The sequence below is a fragment of the Enterobacter cloacae complex sp. 372C4 genome (genome assembly GCF_050030615.1).
In the GTDB taxonomy this organism is placed as follows: Bacteria; Pseudomonadota; Gammaproteobacteria; order Enterobacterales; family Enterobacteriaceae; genus Enterobacter; species Enterobacter intestinihominis.
On sequence record NZ_JBLGUQ010000001.1, the window covers coordinates 3105530 to 3127701 of the forward strand.

The 22172-nt window shown below is 55.3% G+C and carries 21 protein-coding genes and 1 other RNA gene; 11 read left to right on the top strand and 11 right to left on the bottom strand.

Annotation, left to right across the window (positions count from 1 at the left end; all coding sequences use genetic code 11):
- The first annotated feature begins 5 nt into the window (after positions 1-5).
- Complete coding sequence (gene amtB, locus ACQG11_RS15010; RefSeq protein ID WP_022647257.1) at positions 6-1292, top strand: ammonium transporter AmtB; 1287 nt, start codon at positions 6-8, stop codon at positions 1290-1292.
- Between the two features lie 93 nt (positions 1293-1385).
- Here the strand turns inward: amtB and tesB are convergent, their stop codons facing one another.
- Complete coding sequence (gene tesB, locus ACQG11_RS15015) at positions 1386-2246, bottom strand: acyl-CoA thioesterase II (protein WP_045307883.1); 861 nt, start codon at positions 2244-2246, stop codon at positions 1386-1388.
- A gap of 203 nt (positions 2247-2449) precedes the next feature.
- Between tesB and ACQG11_RS15020 the strand changes: the two genes are divergently transcribed.
- Positions 2450-2977 carry a YbaY family lipoprotein gene (locus ACQG11_RS15020; protein WP_022647259.1) on the top strand — a complete coding sequence of 176 codons (528 nt, stop codon included), beginning with the start codon at positions 2450-2452 and terminating at the stop codon, positions 2975-2977.
- A 37-nt stretch (positions 2978-3014) separates the two neighbouring features.
- Here the strand turns inward: ACQG11_RS15020 and ACQG11_RS15025 are convergent, their stop codons facing one another.
- Positions 3015-3326: an MGMT family protein gene (locus ACQG11_RS15025; protein ID WP_426728512.1), complete on the bottom strand. Its 312-nt coding sequence runs from the start codon at positions 3324-3326 to the stop codon at positions 3015-3017.
- Positions 3327-3496: 170 nt separating this feature from the next.
- Here ACQG11_RS15025 and ffs point away from each other — a divergent pair.
- The 3 genes from ffs (at position 3497) to ACQG11_RS15040 (ending at position 4304) form a co-directional block, all read left to right on the top strand.
- Positions 3497-3593: signal recognition particle sRNA small type (gene ffs / locus ACQG11_RS15030), an RNA gene on the top strand.
- A 247-nt stretch (positions 3594-3840) separates the two neighbouring features.
- A complete protein-coding gene (locus ACQG11_RS15035) occupies positions 3841-4092 on the top strand; it encodes a hypothetical protein (protein WP_022647261.1) in 252 nt (83 codons plus the stop codon).
- Positions 4089-4304 carry a hypothetical protein gene (locus ACQG11_RS15040; RefSeq protein WP_006809861.1) on the top strand — a complete coding sequence of 72 codons (216 nt, stop codon included), beginning with the start codon at positions 4089-4091 and terminating at the stop codon, positions 4302-4304. The genes ACQG11_RS15035 and ACQG11_RS15040 overlap by 4 nt, the downstream gene beginning before the upstream one ends.
- 70 nt (positions 4305-4374) lie before the next feature.
- Here the strand turns inward: ACQG11_RS15040 and ACQG11_RS15045 are convergent, their stop codons facing one another.
- Complete coding sequence (locus tag ACQG11_RS15045) at positions 4375-5796, bottom strand: PLP-dependent aminotransferase family protein (RefSeq protein ID WP_303756487.1); 1422 nt, start codon at positions 5794-5796, stop codon at positions 4375-4377.
- Positions 5797-5880: 84 nt separating this feature from the next.
- Between ACQG11_RS15045 and ACQG11_RS15050 the strand changes: the two genes are divergently transcribed.
- From ACQG11_RS15050 to ACQG11_RS15060, 3 genes are all read left to right on the top strand, one after another.
- Positions 5881-6492 (top strand): YczE/YyaS/YitT family protein, encoded by a 612-nt coding sequence (locus tag ACQG11_RS15050; RefSeq protein ID WP_022647263.1) that lies wholly within the window; start codon positions 5881-5883, stop codon positions 6490-6492.
- Between the two features lie 75 nt (positions 6493-6567).
- Entirely contained in the window at positions 6568-7638 is a 1071-nt protein-coding gene (locus ACQG11_RS15055; protein ID WP_426728513.1) for a LacI family DNA-binding transcriptional regulator, read from the top strand.
- A gap of 103 nt (positions 7639-7741) precedes the next feature.
- Positions 7742-10831 carry a beta-galactosidase gene (locus ACQG11_RS15060; RefSeq protein WP_426728514.1) on the top strand — a complete coding sequence of 1030 codons (3090 nt, stop codon included), beginning with the start codon at positions 7742-7744 and terminating at the stop codon, positions 10829-10831.
- A 51-nt stretch (positions 10832-10882) separates the two neighbouring features.
- On the opposite strand, the gene ACQG11_RS15065 is transcribed toward ACQG11_RS15060, so the two are convergent.
- A complete protein-coding gene (locus ACQG11_RS15065) occupies positions 10883-12442 on the bottom strand; it encodes an EAL domain-containing protein (RefSeq protein WP_426728515.1) in 1560 nt (519 codons plus the stop codon).
- Positions 12443-12655: 213 nt separating this feature from the next.
- On the opposite strand from ACQG11_RS15065, the gene ACQG11_RS15070 reads away from it, so the two are divergent.
- Both ACQG11_RS15070 and ykgO read left to right on the top strand, forming a co-directional pair.
- Entirely contained in the window at positions 12656-12916 is a 261-nt protein-coding gene (locus tag ACQG11_RS15070) for a type B 50S ribosomal protein L31 (RefSeq protein ID WP_015571255.1), read from the top strand.
- A 2-nt stretch (positions 12917-12918) separates the two neighbouring features.
- On the top strand, positions 12919-13059 hold the full coding sequence (gene ykgO / locus ACQG11_RS15075) for a type B 50S ribosomal protein L36 (protein WP_003859006.1): 141 nt from the start codon (positions 12919-12921) through the stop codon (positions 13057-13059).
- On the opposite strand, the gene ACQG11_RS15080 is transcribed toward ykgO, so the two are convergent.
- The gene (locus tag ACQG11_RS15080; protein WP_045307888.1) at positions 13056-13766 is read right to left on the bottom strand and encodes a GNAT family N-acetyltransferase; all 711 of its coding nucleotides are present in this window, start codon (positions 13764-13766) and stop codon (positions 13056-13058) included. The two genes, ykgO and ACQG11_RS15080, sit on opposite strands and share 4 nt — an antisense overlap.
- 102 nt (positions 13767-13868) lie before the next feature.
- Between ACQG11_RS15080 and ACQG11_RS15085 the strand changes: the two genes are divergently transcribed.
- Positions 13869-15329, top strand: a complete 1461-nt coding sequence (locus ACQG11_RS15085) for a PLP-dependent aminotransferase family protein (RefSeq protein ID WP_426728516.1) — start codon at positions 13869-13871, stop codon at positions 15327-15329.
- Here ACQG11_RS15085 and ACQG11_RS15090 read toward each other — a convergent pair.
- The 6 genes from ACQG11_RS15090 to acrA form a co-directional block, all read right to left on the bottom strand.
- Complete coding sequence (locus tag ACQG11_RS15090; RefSeq protein WP_022647269.1) at positions 15301-15768, bottom strand: YlaC family protein; 468 nt, start codon at positions 15766-15768, stop codon at positions 15301-15303. The genes ACQG11_RS15085 and ACQG11_RS15090 overlap by 29 nt on opposite strands.
- Before the next feature lie 116 nt (positions 15769-15884).
- Positions 15885-16436, bottom strand: coding sequence for a maltose O-acetyltransferase (gene maa, locus ACQG11_RS15095; protein ID WP_022647270.1), 552 nt, complete (start codon positions 16434-16436; stop codon positions 15885-15887).
- 207 nt (positions 16437-16643) lie between these two features.
- Entirely contained in the window at positions 16644-16862 is a 219-nt protein-coding gene (locus ACQG11_RS15100) for an HHA domain-containing protein (RefSeq protein WP_015571250.1), read from the bottom strand.
- Between the two features lie 28 nt (positions 16863-16890).
- Positions 16891-17265: an Hha toxicity modulator TomB gene (gene tomB, locus ACQG11_RS15105; protein WP_006809850.1), complete on the bottom strand. Its 375-nt coding sequence runs from the start codon at positions 17263-17265 to the stop codon at positions 16891-16893.
- A gap of 509 nt (positions 17266-17774) precedes the next feature.
- Positions 17775-20921 carry a multidrug efflux RND transporter permease subunit AcrB gene (gene acrB / locus ACQG11_RS15110; RefSeq protein WP_023299464.1) on the bottom strand — a complete coding sequence of 1049 codons (3147 nt, stop codon included), beginning with the start codon at positions 20919-20921 and terminating at the stop codon, positions 17775-17777.
- Positions 20922-20943: 22 nt separating this feature from the next.
- Positions 20944-22137 (bottom strand): multidrug efflux RND transporter periplasmic adaptor subunit AcrA, encoded by a 1194-nt coding sequence (acrA, locus tag ACQG11_RS15115; protein WP_022647272.1) that lies wholly within the window; start codon positions 22135-22137, stop codon positions 20944-20946.
- Positions 22138-22172 lie beyond the last annotated feature (35 nt).

Sequence of the window (22172 nt, forward strand, 5' to 3'; positions counted from 1 at the left end):
AGAAAATGATGAAAGCAACAATGAAAACAGGTCTGGGTTCGCTGGCACTGCTGCCGGGCCTGGCAATGGCTGCACCTGCTGTGGCAGACAAAGCCGATAATGCCTTTATGATGATTTGCACCGCGCTGGTGCTGTTCATGACGATTCCGGGGATCGCGCTGTTTTACGGCGGCCTGATCCGCGGCAAGAACGTACTCTCCATGCTGACGCAGGTTGCCGTCACGTTCGCGCTGGTGTGCGTGCTGTGGGTGGTTTACGGTTACTCGCTGGCCTTCGGGGAGGGCAACGCCTTCTTCGGCAACGTTAACTGGGCGATGCTGAAAAATATCGAACTGACCGCGGTAATGGGCAGCTTCTATCAGTATATTCATGTCGCGTTCCAGGGCTCATTCGCGTGCATCACCGTGGGGCTGATTGTGGGCGCGCTGGCTGAGCGTATCCGCTTCTCTGCGGTACTGATTTTCGTGGTGGTCTGGCTGACGCTCTCCTATGTCCCGATTGCGCATATGGTCTGGGGCGGTGGTCTGTTGGCTTCCCATGGCGCGCTGGACTTTGCGGGCGGTACCGTTGTGCACATCAACGCCGCGGTAGCAGGTCTGGTAGGCGCATACCTGATTGGTAAGCGCGTGGGCTTCGGGAAGGAAGCATTTAAGCCGCACAATCTGCCGATGGTCTTTACCGGCACCGCCATCCTCTATTTTGGCTGGTTCGGCTTCAACGCAGGTTCAGCCAGCGCCGCTAACGAAATCGCCGCGCTGGCCTTCGTGAATACCGTTGTGGCAACCGCCGGCGCTATCCTCTCATGGGTATTTGGCGAGTGGGCCGTTCGCGGCAAGCCATCCCTGCTGGGTGCCTGTTCCGGGGCGATTGCCGGTCTGGTAGGTATTACGCCAGCGTGCGGTTACGTGGGCGTGGGCGGTGCGCTGCTGATCGGTATCGTCGCAGGACTGGCGGGGCTGTGGGGCGTTACCGCACTGAAACGTATTCTGCGCGTTGACGATCCGTGTGATGTATTCGGCGTACACGGTGTGTGCGGCATTATCGGCTGTATCATGACCGGTATCTTTGCTGCACAATCTTTGGGCGGCGTGGGTTATGCTGAAGGCGTGACCATGATGCATCAGGTGCTGGTCCAGCTTGAAAGTATCGCGATTACGGTTGTCTGGTCGGGCGTTGTAGCCTTTATCGGCTACAAGCTGGCCGATATGACCGTGGGGCTGCGCGTACCGGAAGAGCAGGAGCGCGAAGGTCTGGACGTCAACAGCCACGGCGAGAATGCGTACAACGCATAATTTGAGTGCCTTGCCGGGGGGTGGCTTCGCCTTACCCGGCCTGAAAAAGTGAAATTTGCAGGCCCGGTAAGCGTAGCGACCGGGCTTTTTACCTCACCCTCGATTACGCATCACACCTTCCTGCACGGTAGAAGCCACCAGCACACCATCCTGGGTGTAAAACTCCCCGCGAACAAAACCGCGTGCGCTGGACGCAGAGGTACTTTCTACGCTGTAAAGCAGCCACTCGTTCATGTCGAAAGGACGATGGAACCACATGGAATGGTCAATCGTGGCGACCTGCATCCCTTTTTCCAGGAATCCCACGCCGTGCGGCTGTAGCGCAACCGGCAGGAAGTTGAAATCCGACGCATAACCCAGCAGATACTGATGCACGCGCAAGTCTGCCGGTACGCTGCCGTTGGCGCGGATCCACACCTGGCGGGTGGGCTCAGCAGTATGCCCCTTCATTGGGTTATGAAATTCGACCGGGCGGATCTCCAGCGGTTTATCGCACAGAAACTTCTCTTTTACCTGCGGCGGCAGCAGATGTGCGAGTGTGCGGGCAATTTCGGTTTCCGATTTCAGATCGTCCGGCGATGGGGCAGACGGCATCTGTTTTTGATGCTCATAGCCCGGCTCTGGCGCCTGGAAGGAGGCGGTCATGTAGAAGATGGGTTTCCCATGCTGGATGGCCGCCACACGGCGAGCGCTGAAGCTTTGGCCGTCACGCAGAACTTCCACGTCGTACACAATCGGTTTAGCGCTGTCACCGGGGCGTAAAAAGTAGCTGTGGAATGAGTGCACCAGACGGTCTGCCGGAACGGTCTCCTTAGCGGCATATAGCGCTTGCCCCACGACCTGGCCCCCAAAAACCTGGCGTAAGCCTAAATCTTCGCTTTGTCCGCGAAAAAGCCCTTCTTCTATTTTTTCCAGGTTCAGCAATGTCAGCAGATTGTTCAGTGCCTGACTCATAGTGGTCCTCAATAAACGCCGTGGCGAAAGATACGCTGAGTATAACGCAGAAACGATAGTGGTCCGATGGGTAGAATTATCTTAATACCTGGGCAAAATTAGGCATAAATCCGTGATTTGTGCCACACTTGTTTACGTTATGTGAATAAAACGACATCGGATGGGATCGATCCCGCCGGTGCATTGATGATAAGGAGACTTCAATGAAACTCGTGCCTATGTTAAGCGGTGTTGCAATGGCGGTGGCGTTGTCCGCCTGTGCGGATAAGAGTGCCGATGTAGCGGTACCAACGGCGACCCCAAACGGGATTAACACCCTTTCACAGCAAGCTATTCGACAGCCTAACGTGTCCGGTACCATCTGGATCAAACAGAAAGTCGCTCTGCCGCCGGACGCGGTTTTAACGGTCACGTTATCCGATGCGTCACTGGCGGATGCACCGTCTAAAGTCCTTGCACAGCGTGCAGTTCGTACAGAGGGTAAACAGGCGCCGTTCAGCTTCGTGCTGCCGTACAACCCGTCTGACGTTCAGCCTAACGCGCGTATCCTCCTGAGCGCGGCGGTAACGATCAACGATAAGCTGGTCTTTATCACCGATACCGTGCAGGAAGCGGTCAACAAAGGGGGCACCAAAATCGACCTGACCCTGGTCCCGGTGCAGCAGACTGAAGTGCCTGTGGCAACGCAGACCAATCAGCCGACCTTGCCTACACCGCCAACACAGTTGTAACTTTCTTTCGCCCTCTTCATTTTGACGGGAGAGGGCGTCAGTATTCCCAGCGATACTTCTGCATATCTATCTGTCCCGTCCCGGACACCTGTACCCCTTCTGAGAGTAATGCCTGACGCTGGCGCTGCAAGTCTGGCCCGGTGAGGGAAATGGCGCCATGGCGATTAACGACCCGGTGCCATGGTAACGTACTTCCCTCCGGAAGCCTTCTTAGCACGCCGCCAACCTGACGCGCTGCGCGCGGAGAGCCCGCCAGTCGGGCGACTTCCCCATAGGTCGTGATACAGCCTTCCGGAATCGAGGCCACGATTTGCCACACTCGCTGTGGGAAAGAGTCGTGTTCGTCCATTGTTTCTCCAGCGGGAATTCAGCGAAAGGTAATGTTATACGAAGATAAAGAAGATTGTCGGGTCAGTTTGCGCAATAATCCAGCATCCAGTTGCCAGCGGCTTGCAATTGAGGTGCTCCACAGGGATAATGCGCCAGCGCGTTGGTTATCAACGCTCTCAATGGGGGCTCTGTTGGTTCTCCCGCAACGCTACTCTGTTCACCAGGTCAGGTCCGGAAGGAAGCAGCCAGGGCAGACGACGTGGGTGCCGGGATGTAGCTGGCAGGGCCCCCACCCATTTGTGTTCTTCTCTGAAGTTTCCCCCTATATAAACCTTCTCAATTATGTGCCTATTTTGTTCGTGCAATATCTCCTTCATTGAACTGAAATAATAATGTCATAAACCTGTAATAATAGACTGTCATTTTATTATCGGGCGTCTTTTTGTTGTCATAAGCAAAAAAATATATATCTGGATAACAAACTTATCTTCGTGTATTAAATTAAACACGTGTTCCGAAAGGATGTGACAATCATGGTAACTGCGGTTTTAAACGTTAAAATTGATGAAGCGCTAAAAGAAAGACTCCGCCACTATGCGGAAGACAATAATGAGAATTTAAGCGTGACCACAGAGAAACTGCTGCTGCTGGCATTTGAAGCAGTAGAAGAGGCGGGAGTATCGGAAGAGGATGTTGATAATCAGCATACGGAAGAAGAGAGCGTAAATCCATTTACTCCTAAAGAAATCAAAGCACTACGTAAACTTCTGAAGAAGAGAAAATGAAACAACAACTATCGACTGCCAGCGATTACAACGAGGCCTGCAATCTGTTACGTTCGGGCTATGTGAAACATGTTCGTCTTGGCTGGAATGTAGGAAGTGATGAGTTCTTTCGAATTGCGTCTGACTGGTGTGATACCGGTGCGAAAATAAAGAAAGAAGGTGAAAATTTCATTATTTCGCTGAAAGGCTTCCCGATTCCTCCTCAACATTAAGTTGTTCTTCATGAAAACAGCTGACTGCATGCGTTACAGTCAGCTGTTTTTATTGTTTCTGGCGAATAATTTACACCAGGCTCCGTTTTACTGGCGGTGTACTTTTATTTAAGGCAAGCCACAGCGGTTTGATACGCAGTAATGCCTCTTCAAGTTCTGGCGAATTGAGTGAGAAGGGCATACGCAGGTAGCGGTCAAACGCGCCTGAAAGCCCAAAGCGCGTGCCGGTGCCCATAATGATGCCTGTCGTTTCCGCACGTGCCGCCAGTTGAGTCGCCAGCATGCCGGGTAGTTCAATCCAGTATGAAAGTCCTCCCTCCGCTTCCTGAAACCGCCATTCGGGGAAATGCTCCCGTAACATCTGGCCACAGCGGTCACGCCGTTCTGCCAGCATTTCCCGCCGGGCAGGCAGGAAGGTTTCACTGTTTTCGATAAGCCACAGCGTGGCCAGCTGTTCCAGCACCGGAGAGCCCAGATCCAGCGTATCGCGCGTCTGTGCGAGCGTGGCGATAGTGCGGGACGAGGCGCGGATCCAGCCGAGACGAAGCCCACCCCAGAAGCTTTTGCCTGCGGAACCCAGCGTAATCACCGCGGCCTCCGGGTTAAAGGCGGCCAGCGGCGGCGGCGGGGGAGCATCGAACCAGAGATCGACCATGGTTTCATCCACCACCAGCGTGGTGCGGGTTTGCGCGGCGATGTCGGTTATGGTCTGACGCGTCGCGGCATCCATGCAGCGCCCGGTCGGATTATGAAAATCCGGCATTAGATAGGCCAGACGCGGGGCTGTCTGGGCAAGCGTTGCGGCAAAACCATCGGTATCCCAGCCCGTTTCTGGCAGCGAGACGCCCACGGGCCGACATTGCGCCCCCTGAATCGCGGCTATCGCCAGCGGGTAGGTGGGATGATCCACCACTACGCGATCCCCGGGCCCGGTCATCATTCTTAAGATCAGGGCGAAGCCGCTGACGGCACCGTTCACCACCATCACTTCGTCTGCCCGGGTGGGCAGACCGCGTGCGGTGTAGCGGGCGGCGATAGCTTCACGCAGCGCTGGAAGCCCAAGCTGATCGTACCCGGTCAGCGCCAGATTCGGCGTAATGGTCGTCAGCGCGTGGGTGTAGGCCTGATGGATCTCTGGCCCTGCGTTGAGCGCGGCGGTTGAGAGATCCAGCGCCGCGCTGGCAGTGGAAAGCGTGGGCACGGCCCGGCTGTCTGGCAGGATCGCCCGGGAACCGCTGCCGTGACGGCTCTCCAGAAAACCCTCTTCACGCAGATGCGCCAGCGCGCTGCTGATGGTGGTGCGGCTGATGTCCAGTGCGGCGGCCAGTTCCCGCTCTCCGGGCAGGCGCGTGTTTAGCGCCAGCCTGCCATCCAGAATTAACAGGCGTAACGCGTCAGCCAGCTGGCGCCACCGCGGGGTGCGGGAAGAGGTTTGTTGCCAGTGCCCTAACAGGCGAACCAGAGACTGGCTTCCAAAACGACGTGATGACATGTGCAGTCCACTATTTGAAAACTGGACATTAATCATAGTGCCATTTTCAGCGAAGATGGAAGCTGGTTCTTCGGAGAAGAGAAAATGGTGCGTCGTCTGGTACAACTTTATGTCGGTTTAGCCCTTTACGGACTTTCAACCGCGATGTTTATTCGTTCGGATCTGGGTGTTGATCCCTGGAATGTTTTTCACCTTGGCGTCGCCATCCAGGCCGGAATGAGCATCGGCACGGTGATGATTTTAACCGGGGCTGCGGTGCTGCTGCTATGGATCCCGCTGCGTCAGCTTCCGGGGCTGGGTACGGTCAGTAACGTGATTTGTATTGGCCTGGCGGCAGATGCGTCAATGGCATTGATCCCGGAACTCACCTCGCTGCCCGTGCGCATCACCCTGCTGGTTTCCGGCATTGTGGTTAACGCCCTTGCCACCGGAATGTATATCGGCGCGGGTTTTGGCGCAGGCCCACGCGACGGCCTGATGACCGGCATACACGCCCGGCTGGGCTGGTCGATCCGCAGCGTGCGTACCGCAATCGAGGTGACCGTGTTGATCGTCGGCTACCTCCTCGGGGGAGCGTTTGGCGTCGGAACCGTGCTGTATGCGTTAACCATCGGCCCGCTGATCCAGCTTTGTTTGCCGTGGTTTCGCCAGAGACCGCGCATGCAGAAAGCCGCGCAGCCGGAGCGGATTGCTTAATTTTGCGAAGCGCTCACAGGCTATAATGGCGTAACTGTGTCAGAATAGTGACTACCTTTTACGACGCCAGAATCTATGAAAGCGATCACTCTTTATGACGTTGCCCGCGTAGCGGGCGTTTCTTATCAGACCGTTTCCCGGGTGATTAACGACGCGGAACACGTTTCTGCCCGTACGCGGGAAAAGGTCCGACAGGCCATGGCGGCGCTACACTATGTACCTAACCGTGGCGCGCAGCAGCTGGCCGGAAAACGCACCCGCACGCTGGGGCTGATGACCAGCGATCTGGCGCTGCATGCGCCGTCGCAAATCGCCTCAGCTGTAAAATCCCGGGCAGTGGAGCAGGGGGCTGGCGTGCTCATCTCTATGGTGGAGCAGCCCGCGCAGTGTCAGGCTGCTTTGCAGGAGTTACTGGCGCAGCGCGTGGAGGCGCTGCTGGTGAACGTTCCGCTGGAAGATGCTCAGGCAGAAATGCTTCAGGAAATGGCCTCGCCGACCCCGGTTCTTTTTCTTGATGTTTCCCCCACAGCTCGGGTTAACAGCCTCGTTTTCAATGCTGAACAGGGCGCTGGCCTGGGGGCGGAGCATCTGCTTTCGCTGGGGCACCGGCGAATTGCGCTGCTCGCCGGGCCGGAAAGTTCTGTCTCTGCCCGGGCTCGCCTGGCGGGATGGAAAACTACGCTGGCTCAGGCTGGCGTGGAGGCGTTTGCGGTGGCGCAGGGCGACTGGAGCGCGGCTTCAGGCTACGAGAAAGGGCATCAACTCCTGGCGGGCGCACAGCTGCCGGAGGCGATCCTTGTGGCGAACGATCAGATGGCGCTTGGCGTTTTACGCGCCTGTGCGGAAAGAGGCGTTGCGGTACCGGGGCAGATCTCGGTTGTCGGGTTTGATGATACGGCTGACAGCGCGTGGTTTTCCCCTCCGCTGACCACCGTTCGGCAGGCGTTCCGCGAGGCCGGTGAACGCAGCGTGGAGTGGCTCCTGGCAACTGCCCGTCACGCCGAACCCTGGCAACAACAACTTCCCGTTACGTTGATCGTTCGTCATTCCACCGCGCCGCGCGCCGTACAACAGGCCGATCGTGAAGAGCTGGCGCAACAGCTAAGAACGCTGGCGCTGCTGGCGGAGAAACTGGCGCGCAGCTAGCACTTTTGTGATCGTGCTCGCCTGGCGACGATCAAAGTCTTTACCACCACCGTTTACCAGGGCATGTTGACTAAAATTGTGAGCGCTTCGTAAAGAGGTTGATATGTCTTCCACATTGCCGCTGACCCTCAGCGCAATTCTGGCTCGTCGTGACTGGGAAAACCCGGGCGTGACGCAGTGGAATCGTCTGGCCGCACACGCGCCTTTTCATAGCTGGCGCGATGAAACCCTCGCCCGGGAGGATAAGCCTTCGCTGAGCAAGCGTCTGCTTAACGGCATCTGGCGATTCAGCTTTTTCCCGGCACCAGAGCAGGTGCCCGAGGCATGGGTAACGGACGATCTGTCTGATGCCGTTGAGATGCCCGTGCCGTCGAACTGGCAGATGGAGGGATTCGATACCCCCATCTACACCAACGTCACCTATCCGATAAATGTGAACCCGCCCTATGTACCGGCTGAAAACCCAACCGGTTGTTACTCGCTCACATTTGAGATGGATGATGCCTGGCTGCTCAGCGGGCAAACCCGCATTATCTTTGATGGGGTGAATTCAGCTTTTCATCTGTGGTGTAACGGCCAGTGGATAGGCTATTCCCAGGACAGCCGTCTGCCTGCGGAGTTCGACCTCAGCGCGGTGCTGCGACCGGGGCAGAACCGCCTGGCGGTGATGGTGTTACGCTGGTGCGACGGAAGCTACCTGGAAGATCAGGACATGTGGCGGATGAGCGGCATTTTCCGTGACGTCTCGCTGCTGCACAAGCCGGAAACGCGGATTGCCGATTATCAGATCGTGACCGATCTGAATGCCGAATGCGATCGGGCGCTGCTCCGGGTTGACGTTGCGCTGGAAGGCTTACGCTATGCCGAATGCGAGGTGGCGTTTACCCTGTGGCGTAACGGCGAAGCCTGCGCGCAAATCACGCAACAGCCCGGATCGGCCATCGTGGACGAACGCGGCAGTTGGGCGGAGCGGCTCACGGTGGCGATACCCGTGAACAATCCCGCGCTGTGGAGCGCTGAAACACCGGAACGCTATCGTTTGACCATGTCGCTTCGGGATGTGCAGGGCAACATGCTGGAGACTGAAGCCTGCGATGTCGGTTTCAGACGCGTCGAAATCAGCAACGGCCTGCTGAAGCTTAACGGCAAACCGCTGCTGATCCGCGGCGTGAACCGTCATGAACATCATCCTGAGAAGGGGCAGGTGATGGATGAGGCGACCATGCGCCGCGACATCGAACTGATGAAGCAGCATAACTTCAATGCCGTGCGCTGCTCGCATTATCCGAATCACCCTCTGTGGTACACGCTTTGCGATCGCTACGGCCTGTACGTGGTCGATGAGGCGAATATTGAAACCCATGGCATGGTGCCGATGAGCCGCCTGGCGGACGATCCGCGCTGGCTGCCTGCCATGAGCGAACGCGTCACGCGTATGGTGCAGCGGGACCGGAATCATCCGTCCATCATCATCTGGTCCCTGGGGAATGAGTCCGGGCATGGGGCGAATCACGATGCGCTGTACCGCTGGCTGAAAACCACCGATTCCACGCGGCCGGTGCAGTACGAAGGCGGGGGGGCCAGTACGGCGGCAACTGATATTATTTGCCCGATGTATGCCCGCGTCGATCAGGATCAGCCGTTCCCGGCGGTGCCAAAGTGGTCGATTAAAAAGTGGATTGGTATGCCGGACGAAACCCGTCCGCTGATCCTGTGCGAGTATGCCCACGCGATGGGTAACAGCTTTGGCGGCTTTGCCAGCTACTGGCAGGCATTCCGCAGCCATCCCCGGTTGCAGGGCGGCTTTGTCTGGGACTGGGTCGATCAGGCACTGACGAAAAAAGCGGAAGACGGCACGGCATTCTGGGCCTACGGCGGCGATTTTGGCGATAAGCCCAACGATCGTCAGTTCTGCCTCAACGGGCTGGTGTTTCCCGATCGCACCCCGCATCCCGCCCTTTACGAGGCACAGCGTGCCCAGCAGTTCTTTACCTTTACGCTGGTGAGCACCGCTCCGCTGGTCGTCGATATCCAGAGCGATTATCTGTTCCGTCATACTGACAACGAGAGTCTGCGATGGTCGGTGGCGCGTGACGGTGCGGTGTTGGCTTCCGGCGAAATAACCCTTTCTGTTGCGCCCCAGGGAACACAGCGCGTTGAGATCCCGCAGACTGAACTTGTCGCTGAACCGGGCGAGGTCTGGCTCAACGTGGAGATCGTTCAGCCGCAGGCCACGCCGTGGTCGCCGTCCGGCCACCGTTGTGCCTGGGATCAGTGGCCGCTCCCGGCTCCGCTGTACCTTACGCCACCGAAAGCAGACGGAACCCCACCACAGTTAACGGTGCAGGAAGAGGTGCTGGACATCACTCATCAGCAGCAGCGCTGGCAGTTTAGCCGTCTCACCGGCAACCTGACCCAGTGGTGGAACGCGGGCGCTGAAACGCTCCGTTCCCCGCTAACGGATAACTTTACCCGGGCGCCGCTGGATAATGACATTGGCGTCAGCGAGGCGACCCGCATCGATCCGAACGCGTGGGTGGAACGCTGGAAAGCGGCAGGGATGTATGAGATATCCTCGCGCCTTATCCAGTGTGAAGCGGAACAGCATGCCCGTGAGGCGGTGGTGACCACGCAGCACGTCTGGGAGCATCAGGGTAAAGCGCTGTTTATCAGCTACAAGGTCTGGCGGATTGATGACCACGGGTTACTGCACGGTGATGTGCAGGTGACGGTGGCGTCTGACATTCCTGAGCCCGCTCGCGTGGGCCTGAGCGTTATGCTGGCGGATATCCCGCAAACGGTGCGCTGGCTGGGGCTGGGCCCGCTGGAGAATTATCCGGACAGAAAACTGGCGGCGCAGCAGGGGCGCTGGGCGTTACCGCTGGACGCCATGCAGACGCCGTATATCTTCCCGACGGAGAACGGTTTACGCTGCGACACCCGTGAGCTGACGTTTGGCTCACATCACTTCCAGGGACAGTTCCATTTCTCCCTGAGCCGTTACAGCCAGCAGCAACTGCATACGACAACGCATCAGCACTTGCTGCGGGAAGAGGCTGGCTGCTGGTTGAATCTTGATGCCTTCCACATGGGCGTGGGGGGGGACGACTCATGGAGCCCGAGCGTAGCTCCCGCCTTCATTCTGCAAAACCGTCGGCTGCGCTACACGTTTTGCTGGCAGCAGAACGGCTGAGCCGATACGTGCGGCCACTGCCGTGGCCGCACGTAACACCGCGCAATGGGTTTATTTCCTGAGGTTGTGCTCGGCCCAGCGAATGAAATCTTCTTTAGGCAGCGCCTTGCTGAAATACCAGCCCTGTCCGTACTGCACGCCGTGGCGATGCAACCATTCTAGCAGCCCTTCAGTTTCAATGCCTTCTGCGACCATCGCCAGCTTAAGCGATTTGGCCATTTCGATGATGTGGGGAGTCACGTTCTTATACTCCAGCGCGTCCACAAAGGATTTATCAATCTTCAGGGTATCGACATCAAGATCCTGCAAATAGCTCAGGCTGGAGTAACCCGTACCAAAATCATCAATGTAGATGGCATGCCCGGAGCGCCGAAACGCAGCGATGGCAGGGGCGCTGACGGCAGGATCGGCAAAGCCGCGCTCGGTCAATTCAAGGGCGATCTGGCGCGGGTGGACGCCCCATTTGTTGAGCAATTGACTCAGCAGGCGAGGCAGCTCGGGGGACGTTAAATCGGATGGTGCAAGGTTGACAGAAATGTGCAGTTCCGGGTGATGATGCAGCCAGGCACCTAAATCCTCAAACACCTTATTCACCACCAGCTGTGTCAGCGTTGAAATAAGCCCCGTCTGCTCCGCCAGGGGAACAAAGAGATTAGGCGACAGGTCACTGCCATCTGGCTGCGGCCAGCGCATCAGCGCTTCTGCACCCACCAGTTTTCCACTGCATAGCGCCACAATGGGCTGATAGTGAACCTCGATCTCCCGGTTGTTGATCGCGTCGATCAGCCGGTTACGCGGGGAAAGCAAACGGCGGAGGATGCGAAGCACAATAAGGGCTGCAACCAGGCTTATCAATATGCCAGCCGGTAGCCAGATGATCAGCTGCTGATGCCAGGATGCCGCGAGCGGTTTTAACGATGCCCAGGCAATAACCGTAAGCCCCAGTTCTGGCACCGGTTTCAACACGTACATCGAGCCGTTGTATTGCACGCGCTTAACGTCCTGCTGCTCCTTAACGACAGAAAGAATATACGGGTCGAGAATATTGCTTCTGGCAAATATCCGATGGGTTTCGCTGCCCACCAGGGCGGCATCCATCGAAATGTCACCGAACGGGACAACATCCACAAGCGACGCCGGATCGACCATTACCAGATAATGTCCTTTCCCCAGAACGGCCATATAACGGTGAATGCCGAGGTCGTTTTGCGAGGTGAGCCACGCGCTATACCCGTCTGCGGTGATCCGCATCGGGGGCGGTAAGATCGCCGTATTACTGGATTGTTCCAGAGAGGAGCAGAGCGGCTTCAGGTTATCGATATACATCACTTCCTGAATATAGCGCCATGAGAACGCGACACGACGCATTTCGCGTAAGTGCGGAGGAGTGCAGGGCGGGGCGTTGAACAACTGTAGGTGCGTGAGCGCCTGTTTTGCCTGCGCAACGACTCTGTCGGTACGGATCAGGACGCGCGAGGCATATCTGTCCAGTGCATCCACAAATTTCGCCTCTGCCTGACGATGCGCCAGCCAGATACTGAGGCACACAGGGACCAGCACAGAGAAGATCAGTACGCCTGTCACCAGGCTGACCAGATGTCGGGTTCGCATGCTGCTGTATCCTTTCCATATGCCCGACCAGGGCATGGAGTTTGCGCGCCAGAGGAAAAATTTTTTATCGCTAAATGATATAGTTATAGCATGTAACAGTCTCTGGCAGTATTTGAAAACCTTTCAAAAACAGGCTGTGCGTCACAGGGGTTGTTTTTGCAGCAAAGCTCAGATAGTATTTTGTTATGTTATAACAACACATGAAGGCCAGAAATGAAACCGAATATCCATCCAACCTATCGCACCGTTGTGTTTCACGACACCACGGCTAATGAATATTTTAAAGTTGGCTCAACGATTAAGACAGACCGTGAAATTGAACTTGAGGGGAAAACGTATCCCTACGTTACTCTTGATGTCTCCTCTAAATCACATCCGTTTTATACCGGGAAGCAGAAGACCTTCTCGACGGATGGCAGCGCGGCACGCTTCCGCAAGCGTTTTGGTGGCTTTCTTGATGCGAAGCGAGGCTAATCATGCAGGTGCTTAACTCATTGCGCAGTGCAAAACAGCGTCACCCGGATTGCCAGATAGTCAAACGCAAGGGACGCTTATACGTGATTTGCAAATCTAACCCGCGCTTTAAGGCGGTGCAGGGGCGTAAAAAAAGACGCTAGAGGCGCGTTTCTCGCCAGCTTTCCAGGGATCTTTTCTGTTTGCCATCGACGGTAAAATTGTCGGTGGCAAGCCAGCTTTCAAACGCGCTCGCCAGCGCTGACCACTCTTTGTCGAGAATTGAAAACCAGTCGGTGTCCCGGTTTCGGCCTTTAATGACCAGCGCCTGGCGAAAACGCCCTTCAAACTGAAACCCAAGACGCAGGGCCGCTTTGCGGGAGGGTTCGTTCAGGCTGTTGCACTTCCATTCATAACGTCGGTAGCCCAGGGTATCGAACACGTACCGCATCAGCAGATACTGCGCTTCTGTCGACATGGGCGTGCGGCTTAACAGTGACGAGAAGTGAACATGTCCCACTTCTACAACGCCGTTTTTAGGATCGATCCGCATAAGGGACAGCGTCCCGACAGGAGATTGGGTCTGGTTATCGATAACGCTAAAGTGGATGGGATCGGATAATTTGCTCACGCTCGCCACCCATTCGGCAAACTCCTCTGCGGTGGCATCGGGTTCACGCAGCAGCCACGTCCAGCTTCGAGTATCTCCGGCCAGGGAATACGCAGAGAACAACGCGTGGGCATGCTCCACGCGCAGCGGCTCAAGCCGACAATAGCGACCCTGAAGTACCACCCGGGACGGGGGCGGGCGAGGCTGCCAGTCGGCAAGGCTTTCCCCTACAGGTTGTCCAAACTCATTGAATACACTCATCTTTATTTCCACGATGTTGAAAAGATCTCCAGATTAGTGAATTACTGGTTCCTTAAAAAGAACCACCAGGCTATGTTTTGCTGGTACCACGAGGAGGTAAAGATGAATATACCGGGTGATGAGCTATACACCCTGCTCCATGCTGCGCTGAAAAAACGTGGGGAAGAAACGCTCCAGCGCGCGCTCTACCTTGCTTTGCGGGAGGCCATACTGTGCGGAAGGCTTCGGTCCGGCAGTCATTTGCCCGGCTCGCGAACGCTGGCGCAGCAGATCTCGGTGTCCCGAAACACCGTTAATGCGGCGCTGGACCAGCTCACGCTCGAAGGTTATTTGCAGCGTAGCCGCCAGGGTACGCGGGTGGGGCAATTCGCTCATCGTACGATTACCCGGACATTACCGGACCCGGACGTCAGACTGACAAAACGTGTTGCCCTGCTGCCCGCGCCTGTGCCGCGCGACACTCCGGTGATGGCATTTACGCCAGGAACGCCTGCCATCAACTATTTCCCCTTGCCGCTGTGGCGGCGGTTATACGATCGCGTCCTGCGCGAGGAGGGGAGCGCCCTGTTAGGGTATGGTGACCCGGCCGGCGAGCCGACGCTACGGGCCGCCATTGCCCGCCATCTTGCGCTCTCCCGCGGCATTGACTGCGATGCCAGCCAGATTGTGATAACCGAAGGGGCACTGGAGGGCGTCAATCTGTGCACGATGCTGTTAAGCGAGCCGGGGGATGTCGCCTGGGTTGAAAATCCCGGCTATAGCGGCGCTAAAAGCGCTTTCGTCAAAACCGGCCTGGCGATGAGCGGCATACCGGTTGATGACGAGGGGATGTGCTGGGAAGGGCTGTGTGCGCCTTCACCCACGCTGATTTTTACCTCGCCATCGCATCAGTTCCCTTACGGAAGCGTGCTCAGCGCGCGGCGGCGTCTGGCGCTGCTGGAACTGGCCCGGCAGCACAGCGCGTGGATCATTGAGGACGATTACGACAGCGAATTCCGTTATGCCGGTGAGCCCGTACCGGCGATGCTGGGAATGGTCAACAATGCGCCCGTTGTGTATCTGGGGACGTTCAGCAAAACGCTGTTTCCGTCGCTCAGAATGGGGTTCATGGTATTACCGCCAGCGCTGGCGAAGGCAGCGCGTCCGGCCATCGGCTCGCTGCTGCGCGGCGGGCATCGCGCTGAACAGCGCACCCTGGCGCTATTTATTGAGGAAGGCAACTATGCGCGACATCTTGCCGCCATGCGCCGACTTTATCGTAAGCGATACCGCCAGCTGCGGGAGGTGCTAAGTGCAGAGCTTCATACGCCGCACCGTGTTCTTGCCGGAGAAGGAGGGATGCACCTGGCGCTGGCGATTGACGGTATCGACGACCAGCGGCTGGTGGAGCAGGCAAGAGCGTTTCAGCTGGCACCCGCTGCACTGAGCGGGTACTACCTTGAGACGACGCAGGGGCAAACCGGTCTGGTTTTAGGTTACGGCAATACCTCTGCTTCGCAGTTTGCGCCGGGTATTCGACGTCTTCAGGCGCTCATTACACAGCAGCGGGGCGGGAAAGGGTAAAGACATCATAAAAAGAGAGCTGGCCCTTGGTGATGACCATTTTCTGCAACTTCTCTTTTTGCCCGGCTTCGACAGCCGGCGAGTGCAGGATGCTGTCGATCAGCTCCTTCGGCACGTAACGCGTGTTGTACCACTCCCCGTTGTAGCAGACGCGGAAATCGAGTACGTCGATATCTTCATACCGGTAACGCGGATTGACGTCGAAAAAGAAAAACGCGTTAAACACCACGAACAGCACAACCAGCAGCCAGACGGAATCGACCAGCGTTTCAGACTTCAGCATGACGATAAGCGTTGCCAGCCAGGCGGCGTACATGGCGACGAACAATCCGGGATGTTTGCGAATAAAGCTGATGCTAAAGCGCGGACGATTGTCGCGCTTTTCGCGGGTATTGAGCTCGTCGATGGTGGCGGTAAGCAGGCGCTGTATCTCTGTCATTTTTTGCCTTTATGATTGTTAAAAATACAGGTGATCTGCCTATTTTATGAGAGGGGTTTATGCGATGAAAGTAACAGTTATGCCAGGAAAAAGCATAACAGTTACTCAGGATGCGCTTAGATCATTTTAATGATTTTCGCCGGATTCCCGCCCACTACCGCATTGGCCGGCACGTCTTTGGTCACTACCGCGCCGGAAGCGATAACCGCATTATCGCCAATGGTCACGCCCGGATTAATCACCGCGCGTCCGCCGATCCAGACGTTATGGCCTATGGTGACCGATTTACCGTACTCCAGCCCGCTGTTACGTTCGGTCGCGTCCAGAGGATGCGTGGCTGTATAAATGTGCACCCCCGGTGCGAGCATACAGTTATCGCCAATGCGGATAGGGCAGACGTCCAGCATGACGCAGTCGAAGTTGGCGTAAAAATTGTTGCCCAGATAGATGTTATAGCCGTAGTCGCAGCGGAAGCTCGGCTCAATATAAGCGCCTTCGCTTTGACCCAGCAGGTCAGCTAATAAGGCGCGACGTTCGGCCTTCTCATCGGGTGCGGTATGGTTATAGCGGTGAACAATATGACGAGCGCGTAAACGGTCAGCCCTCAGCGTGTCATCGCCGGGGCGATAATATTCACCGGCAATCATCTTCTGTTTTTCTTCACTCATGGGAACCTCTCTGGAATCGTTTTACGTAGCGTAAAGAGGATTAGCCAGAAAGGGAACGTTCCCTAAAAGTGGCTGTGACGGGAGTCACAACATTCTTGCGTATAAATACGTTTTATACGGGGACCTGGCGTTTGCACTTGAAGCGTAATACGAAAGGTAAATTCAGCTTAACAACGGGCGTAGTGCCTTAAAGTCTCTCTTCAACGACTAACGAACAAATTTCCATACCGAAGAGGGGATCTTGTCATAGAGTTTATTCATAGTCAGTTCAGCAAGACGATGGTCGGCAGCTGAATAAAATACCGCCAGTTCATTATCAGACAGCTCGTATTTATTTTTCTCAATAACACGTTCGAGCGTGTCAATTGACTGACAGCGTCGCAGGCGCATCAAATAATCGACTTTAGTTAATGGTTTATCAGACATAAAATTCACCTTAGTATTTGTAATAATTTTAACAGGAAAGACTAACCGGATTAGCTCTGCTGACATTCGTGAAGCAGCGAAATAGACGGTTTCCTGATTTACGCCATTTCTGCAAATCCTGTGCGTTAATGCCGTAGCTGCTGAACAACATAAAGGTGTCGTCCAGGTATTCATCAATTTGCTCTATCAACTTATTATCTTCATTGTACTTAATTTTATAATTAAGTGCGAAGGTTGCGATATGCTCGATCAGCTCATTAAGCTGTAAATTGATAGCAGACGTTGGATCGTTCACCCAGCCATGGTTACTTTCTTCAAGATTGGCAAGGCAGTCATGGTACAAGGATTCGCAGAGAAATTTCAACTGCGCGATATCATGCCTTTTTGGCGAGTACTCGTCCATAGCGCATCCCCTTCTGAGTGATTTTTTACTCACCGAACATCATGTCGGGATGGATACAATTTGCTTAGCCACACGGGAGCTGTGTTCCTGATAACTCTAACTATAAGCCACTCTGATCAGGATTTCACCGCGCTATTACGAAAAATTACAATTAAAACGTTTCCTTGCGAGCGCTTACGCAAATGTGACCTCTGACGCGAACACTTTTATCGAGAGAAACCCTTTTTTTAATCCGTTCCTTAAGATTCATTGAGTTAGCGCAATGTTTCATTTGAAGTCCGGATTCAGATGTCTTCGGCATTTACGATGATTTAGGATTTGTCCGAATATTTTAGGCGATGAATTGATATTAAAAGAATGCTGAATTCTACGATTAGCTTATCGGATTATTATGATAAGTCTTATCAGGACGGGTGAAAATAAATAAAACGACAATAAGACTATTTTATGAATTTTTCTGAAAATGAAAAAGGCCGCAAATGCGGCCTTTTTATCATGTGAAACCGGTATCAGTGATGTTCTACCGAATGATTGTGCTCCACATCTTCATTTTTGCGGCTAAAGCGGCGACGTACCACCACGAAGAACACCGGTACAAAGAAGATGGCGAGAACGGTCGCAGTGACCATACCACCCATTACACCGGTACCTACCGCGTTCTGTGCGCCGGAGCCTGCGCCTGAGCTGATAACCAGCGGCATAACGCCGAGGATAAACGCCAGGGACGTCATCAGGATTGGACGCAGACGCATACGAACGGCTTCAAGCGTTGCTTCAATCAGGCCTTTACCTTCTTTCTCCATCAGATCTTTGGCGAATTCGACGATAAGTATCGCGTTCTTCGCCGACAAGCCAATGGTTGTCAGCAGGCCCACCTGGAAGTAAACGTCGTTAGTCAGCCCTCGGAAGGTTGCGGCAAGCAGCGCACCGATAACCCCCAGCGGAACCACGAGCATAACGGAGAACGGAATCGACCAGCTCTCATACAATGCTGCCAGACACAGGAACACCACAATCAGTGAAATGGCGTACAGGGCAGGGGCCTGGTTACCGGACAGACGTTCCTGATAGGACATACCGGTCCAGTCGTAGCCAATACCCGCAGGCAGTTTGCTGGCCAACTCTTCCATCAGGTTCATGGCTTCACCGGTGCTTCGGCCCGGCGCCGCCTGACCGAGGATCTCCATCGATGGCAAGCCGTTATAACGCTCCAGACGCGGCGAACCGTATTCCCAGCGCGAAGTTGAGAAGGCGGAGAACGGCACCATCTGGCCATCACTGCCGCGAACGTACCAGTTGTTGATATCGTTCGGCAGCATACGGTATTGCGCTTCGGACATGACGTACACTTTCTTCACGCGACCACGGTCGATGAAGTCGTTGACGTAGCTGCCACCCCAGGCTGCACCCAGCGTGGTATTGATGTCACTGATGGACACACCCAGCGCCTGTGCTTTTTCCTGGTCGATATCGATCTTGTACTGCGGCGTATCTTCCAGACCGTTAGGACGCACGCCCACCAGCAGGTCAGGGTGTTTAGCCACCTCGCCAAATAGCTGGTTACGCGCCTGAGTCAGTTTTTCGTGGCCCAGACCGCCCTGGTCAATCAGCTGGAAGTCGAAGCCGGTCGCCGTACCCAGTTCAACAATCGCTGGCAGGTTAAAGGCGAAGACCATCGCATCTTTAATCTGTGAGAAGGTACCCATGGCCCGGTTGGTAATGGCTTCAACTTTGTTCTCATCACCCGGACGTTCGGACCAGTCTTTCAGAGAAACGAAGGCAATACCGGTGTTCTGACCACGACCCGCGAAGCCAAAGCCGTTAACCGCAAACACGGATTCGACGTTGTCTTTCTCTTTGGTCAGGAAGTAGTCGGTCATCTCATCCAGCACTTTTTGCGTACGTTCTTGCGTCGCACCCGCCGGAAGCTGAGCCATGCTCAGGAACACGCCCTGGTCTTCATCTGGCAGGAACGAGCTTGGCAGACGAACAAACAGGAAAGCCATGCCCACCACGATGATGATATAGAGCAGCAGATAACGACCGGTGCTGCGCAGGATGTTCCCCACGCTGTCGGTGTAGTGATGCGTACTCTTATCAAACATGCGGTTAAACCAGCCGAAGAACCCTTTGTGCTCGCCGTGGCCACCTTTCTTAATCGGCTTCAGCATGGTCGCACACAGGGCTGGCGTCAGGATCAGGGCTACCAGCACCGACAGCGCCATCGCGGAAACGATGGTAATAGAGAACTGACGGTAAATCGCACCGGTTGAACCCCCGAAGAAGGCCATCGGGATAAATACCGCAGACAGAACCATCGCGATACCGACCAGCGCGCCCTGGATCTGGCCCATTGATTTACGGGTTGCTTCCTTCGGCGGCAGGCCTTCTTCCGCCATCACACGCTCAACGTTTTCGACCACTACGATGGCGTCATCCACCAGCAGGCCGATGGCGAGCACCATCCCGAACATCGTCAGGGTGTTTATCGAATAGCCAAATATCGCCAGAACCGCGAAGGTGCCGAGCAGTACAACCGGCACGGCGATGGTTGGGATCAGCGTTGCGCGGAAGTTTTGCAGGAACAGGTACATTACCAGGAAGACGAGGATGATCGCCTCAACCAGGGTTTTTACCACTTCGTGAATCGAAATTTTAACGAACGGCGTGGTGTCATACGGGTAAACAATTTTCAGACCTGACGGGAAGAAAGGTTCCATCTTCTTCAGTTCTGCACGGATAGCCGTCGCGGTGTCCAGGGCGTTCGCCCCAGTCGCCAGTTTGATACCTAAACCGGAAGCCGGTTTACCGTTGAACTTCGCAATAACGTCGTAGTTCTCGCCACCCAGCTCCACTTTCGCCACGTCACGTAGGCGAACCTGCGAACCGTCCTGATTCACCTTCAGCAGAATTTTACTGAACTCATCCGCCGAGGTCAGACGCGTTTGCGCGATGATAGACGCGTTAAGCTGCTGGCCTTTCACCGGCGGCGTGCCGCCTAACTGACCGGCTGCAACCTGGGCGTTTTGCGCTTTAATTGCGCTGATCACGTCAACCGGGGTCAGCTGGAAGTTGTTCAGCTTATTCGGATCCATCCAGATACGCATCGCGTACTGTGAACCGAACAGCTGAACGTCACCCACACCAGACGTACGGCTGATGGCGTCCTTCATGTTGGCGCCCACGTAGTCGGAAATATCTTCCTGCGTCATGGTGCCATCGGTGTTAATCACGCCGACAACCATCAGGAAGCTACTGGACGATTTCTCGACGCTCACACCCTGTTGTTGCACTTCCTGCGGCAGCAGGGGCATCGCCAGCTGCAGTTTGTTCTGCACCTGAACCTGCGCAATGTCCGCATCCGTACCGGATTCAAAGGTCAGGGTAATCTGAACTGTACCGGTTGAGTCACTGTTTGAGGACATGTACATCAGGTTATCGATACCGTTCATGTTCTGTTCGATAACCTGCGTAACGGTGTCCTGCACCGTTTTGGCATCAGCGCCCGGGTAGGTTGCGGAGATCGTCACTGCCGGCGGCGCAATCGTTGGATATTGCGCAACAGGCAGCTTCAGGATCGCAAGTCCCCCGGCCAGCATGATGATAATGGCGATCACCCACGCAAATATGGGGCGATCGATAAAGAAATTAGGCATGTCTTAACGGCTCCTGTTTAAGTTAAGACTTGGTTTGTTCTGACTGGCCAGCGGCCGACGCTTGTTGTTTGTCGTCAGATTTCACTTCCTGAGCTTTGACCTGCGCGCCAGGACGAACTTTTTGCAAACCAGTAATAATCACGCGATCGCCATCTTTCAGACCTTCCGTTACCAGCCACTTGTCGCCAATCGCCTGCGTTGCAGTGATATTGCGTGTTTCGACTTTGTTATCGGCACCCACAACCAGCGCGCTCGCATCGCCGCGTGGCGTACGGGTCACACCTTGCTGCGGAACCAGAATGGCGCTTGGGTTAGTCCCTTCTTCAAGACGGGCGCGTACGAACATACCCGGCAGCAGGGTTTTATCCGGATTCGGGAAAATAGCCCGGATGGTGATAGAGCCGGTGGTCTGATCGACGGTCACATCAGAAAATTCCAGTGTGCCTGTCTGTGAGAACTTGATACCGTCGTTGGTAACCAGTTCAACTTTGGCTTTACCGTTTTCCTGTTTCAGTTGTCCGCTGGCAAGCTCCTGTTTGAGACGCAGGAAATCGTTGCTGGACTGTGTAACGTCAACGTAGATCGGGTCAAGCTGCTGCACGGTGGCCAGCGCGTTGGTTTGACCGTTCTGCACCAGCGCACCTTCGGTGACGGCTGATTTACCAATGCGACCGCTGATAGGGGAGGTCACTTTGGTGTAGGCGAGGTTAATACGCGCGGTTTCTACCGCCGCTTTCGCCGCCACAACGGCTGCATTGGCTTGCTGTGCATCGGCCAGGGCAGAATCGTAATCCTGTTGACTGATGTACTGCGTGCCGAGCAGTTTCTTGTAACGATTCAACGTCAGTTGCGAAATTTTGGCTGCCGCTTCTGCTTTCGCCAGATCGCCTTTAGCGCTCTCATAAGACGCCTGATAGGTTGCTGGATCAATCTGATAAAGAGACTCACCTGCTTTCACATCACCGCCTTCGGTGAAGTTACGTTTCAGGATGATACCGCTCACCTGCGGACGTACTTCTGCAATGCGATAGGCGCTGGTGCGGCCCGGTAGTTCTGTTGTCATCTGGAGAGGTTCGGATTTGAGCGTCACGACGCCAACTTCTGGCACCTGCTGAGCTCCTTGTTGAGCCTCTTTGTCGTCACATCCTGTAAGCGCTAAGCTGCCTGAGAGCATCAGAACGACCGCCAGAGGCGTTAACCCTCTGTTTTTGTTCATATGTAAACCTCGAGTGTCCGATTTCAAATTGATCA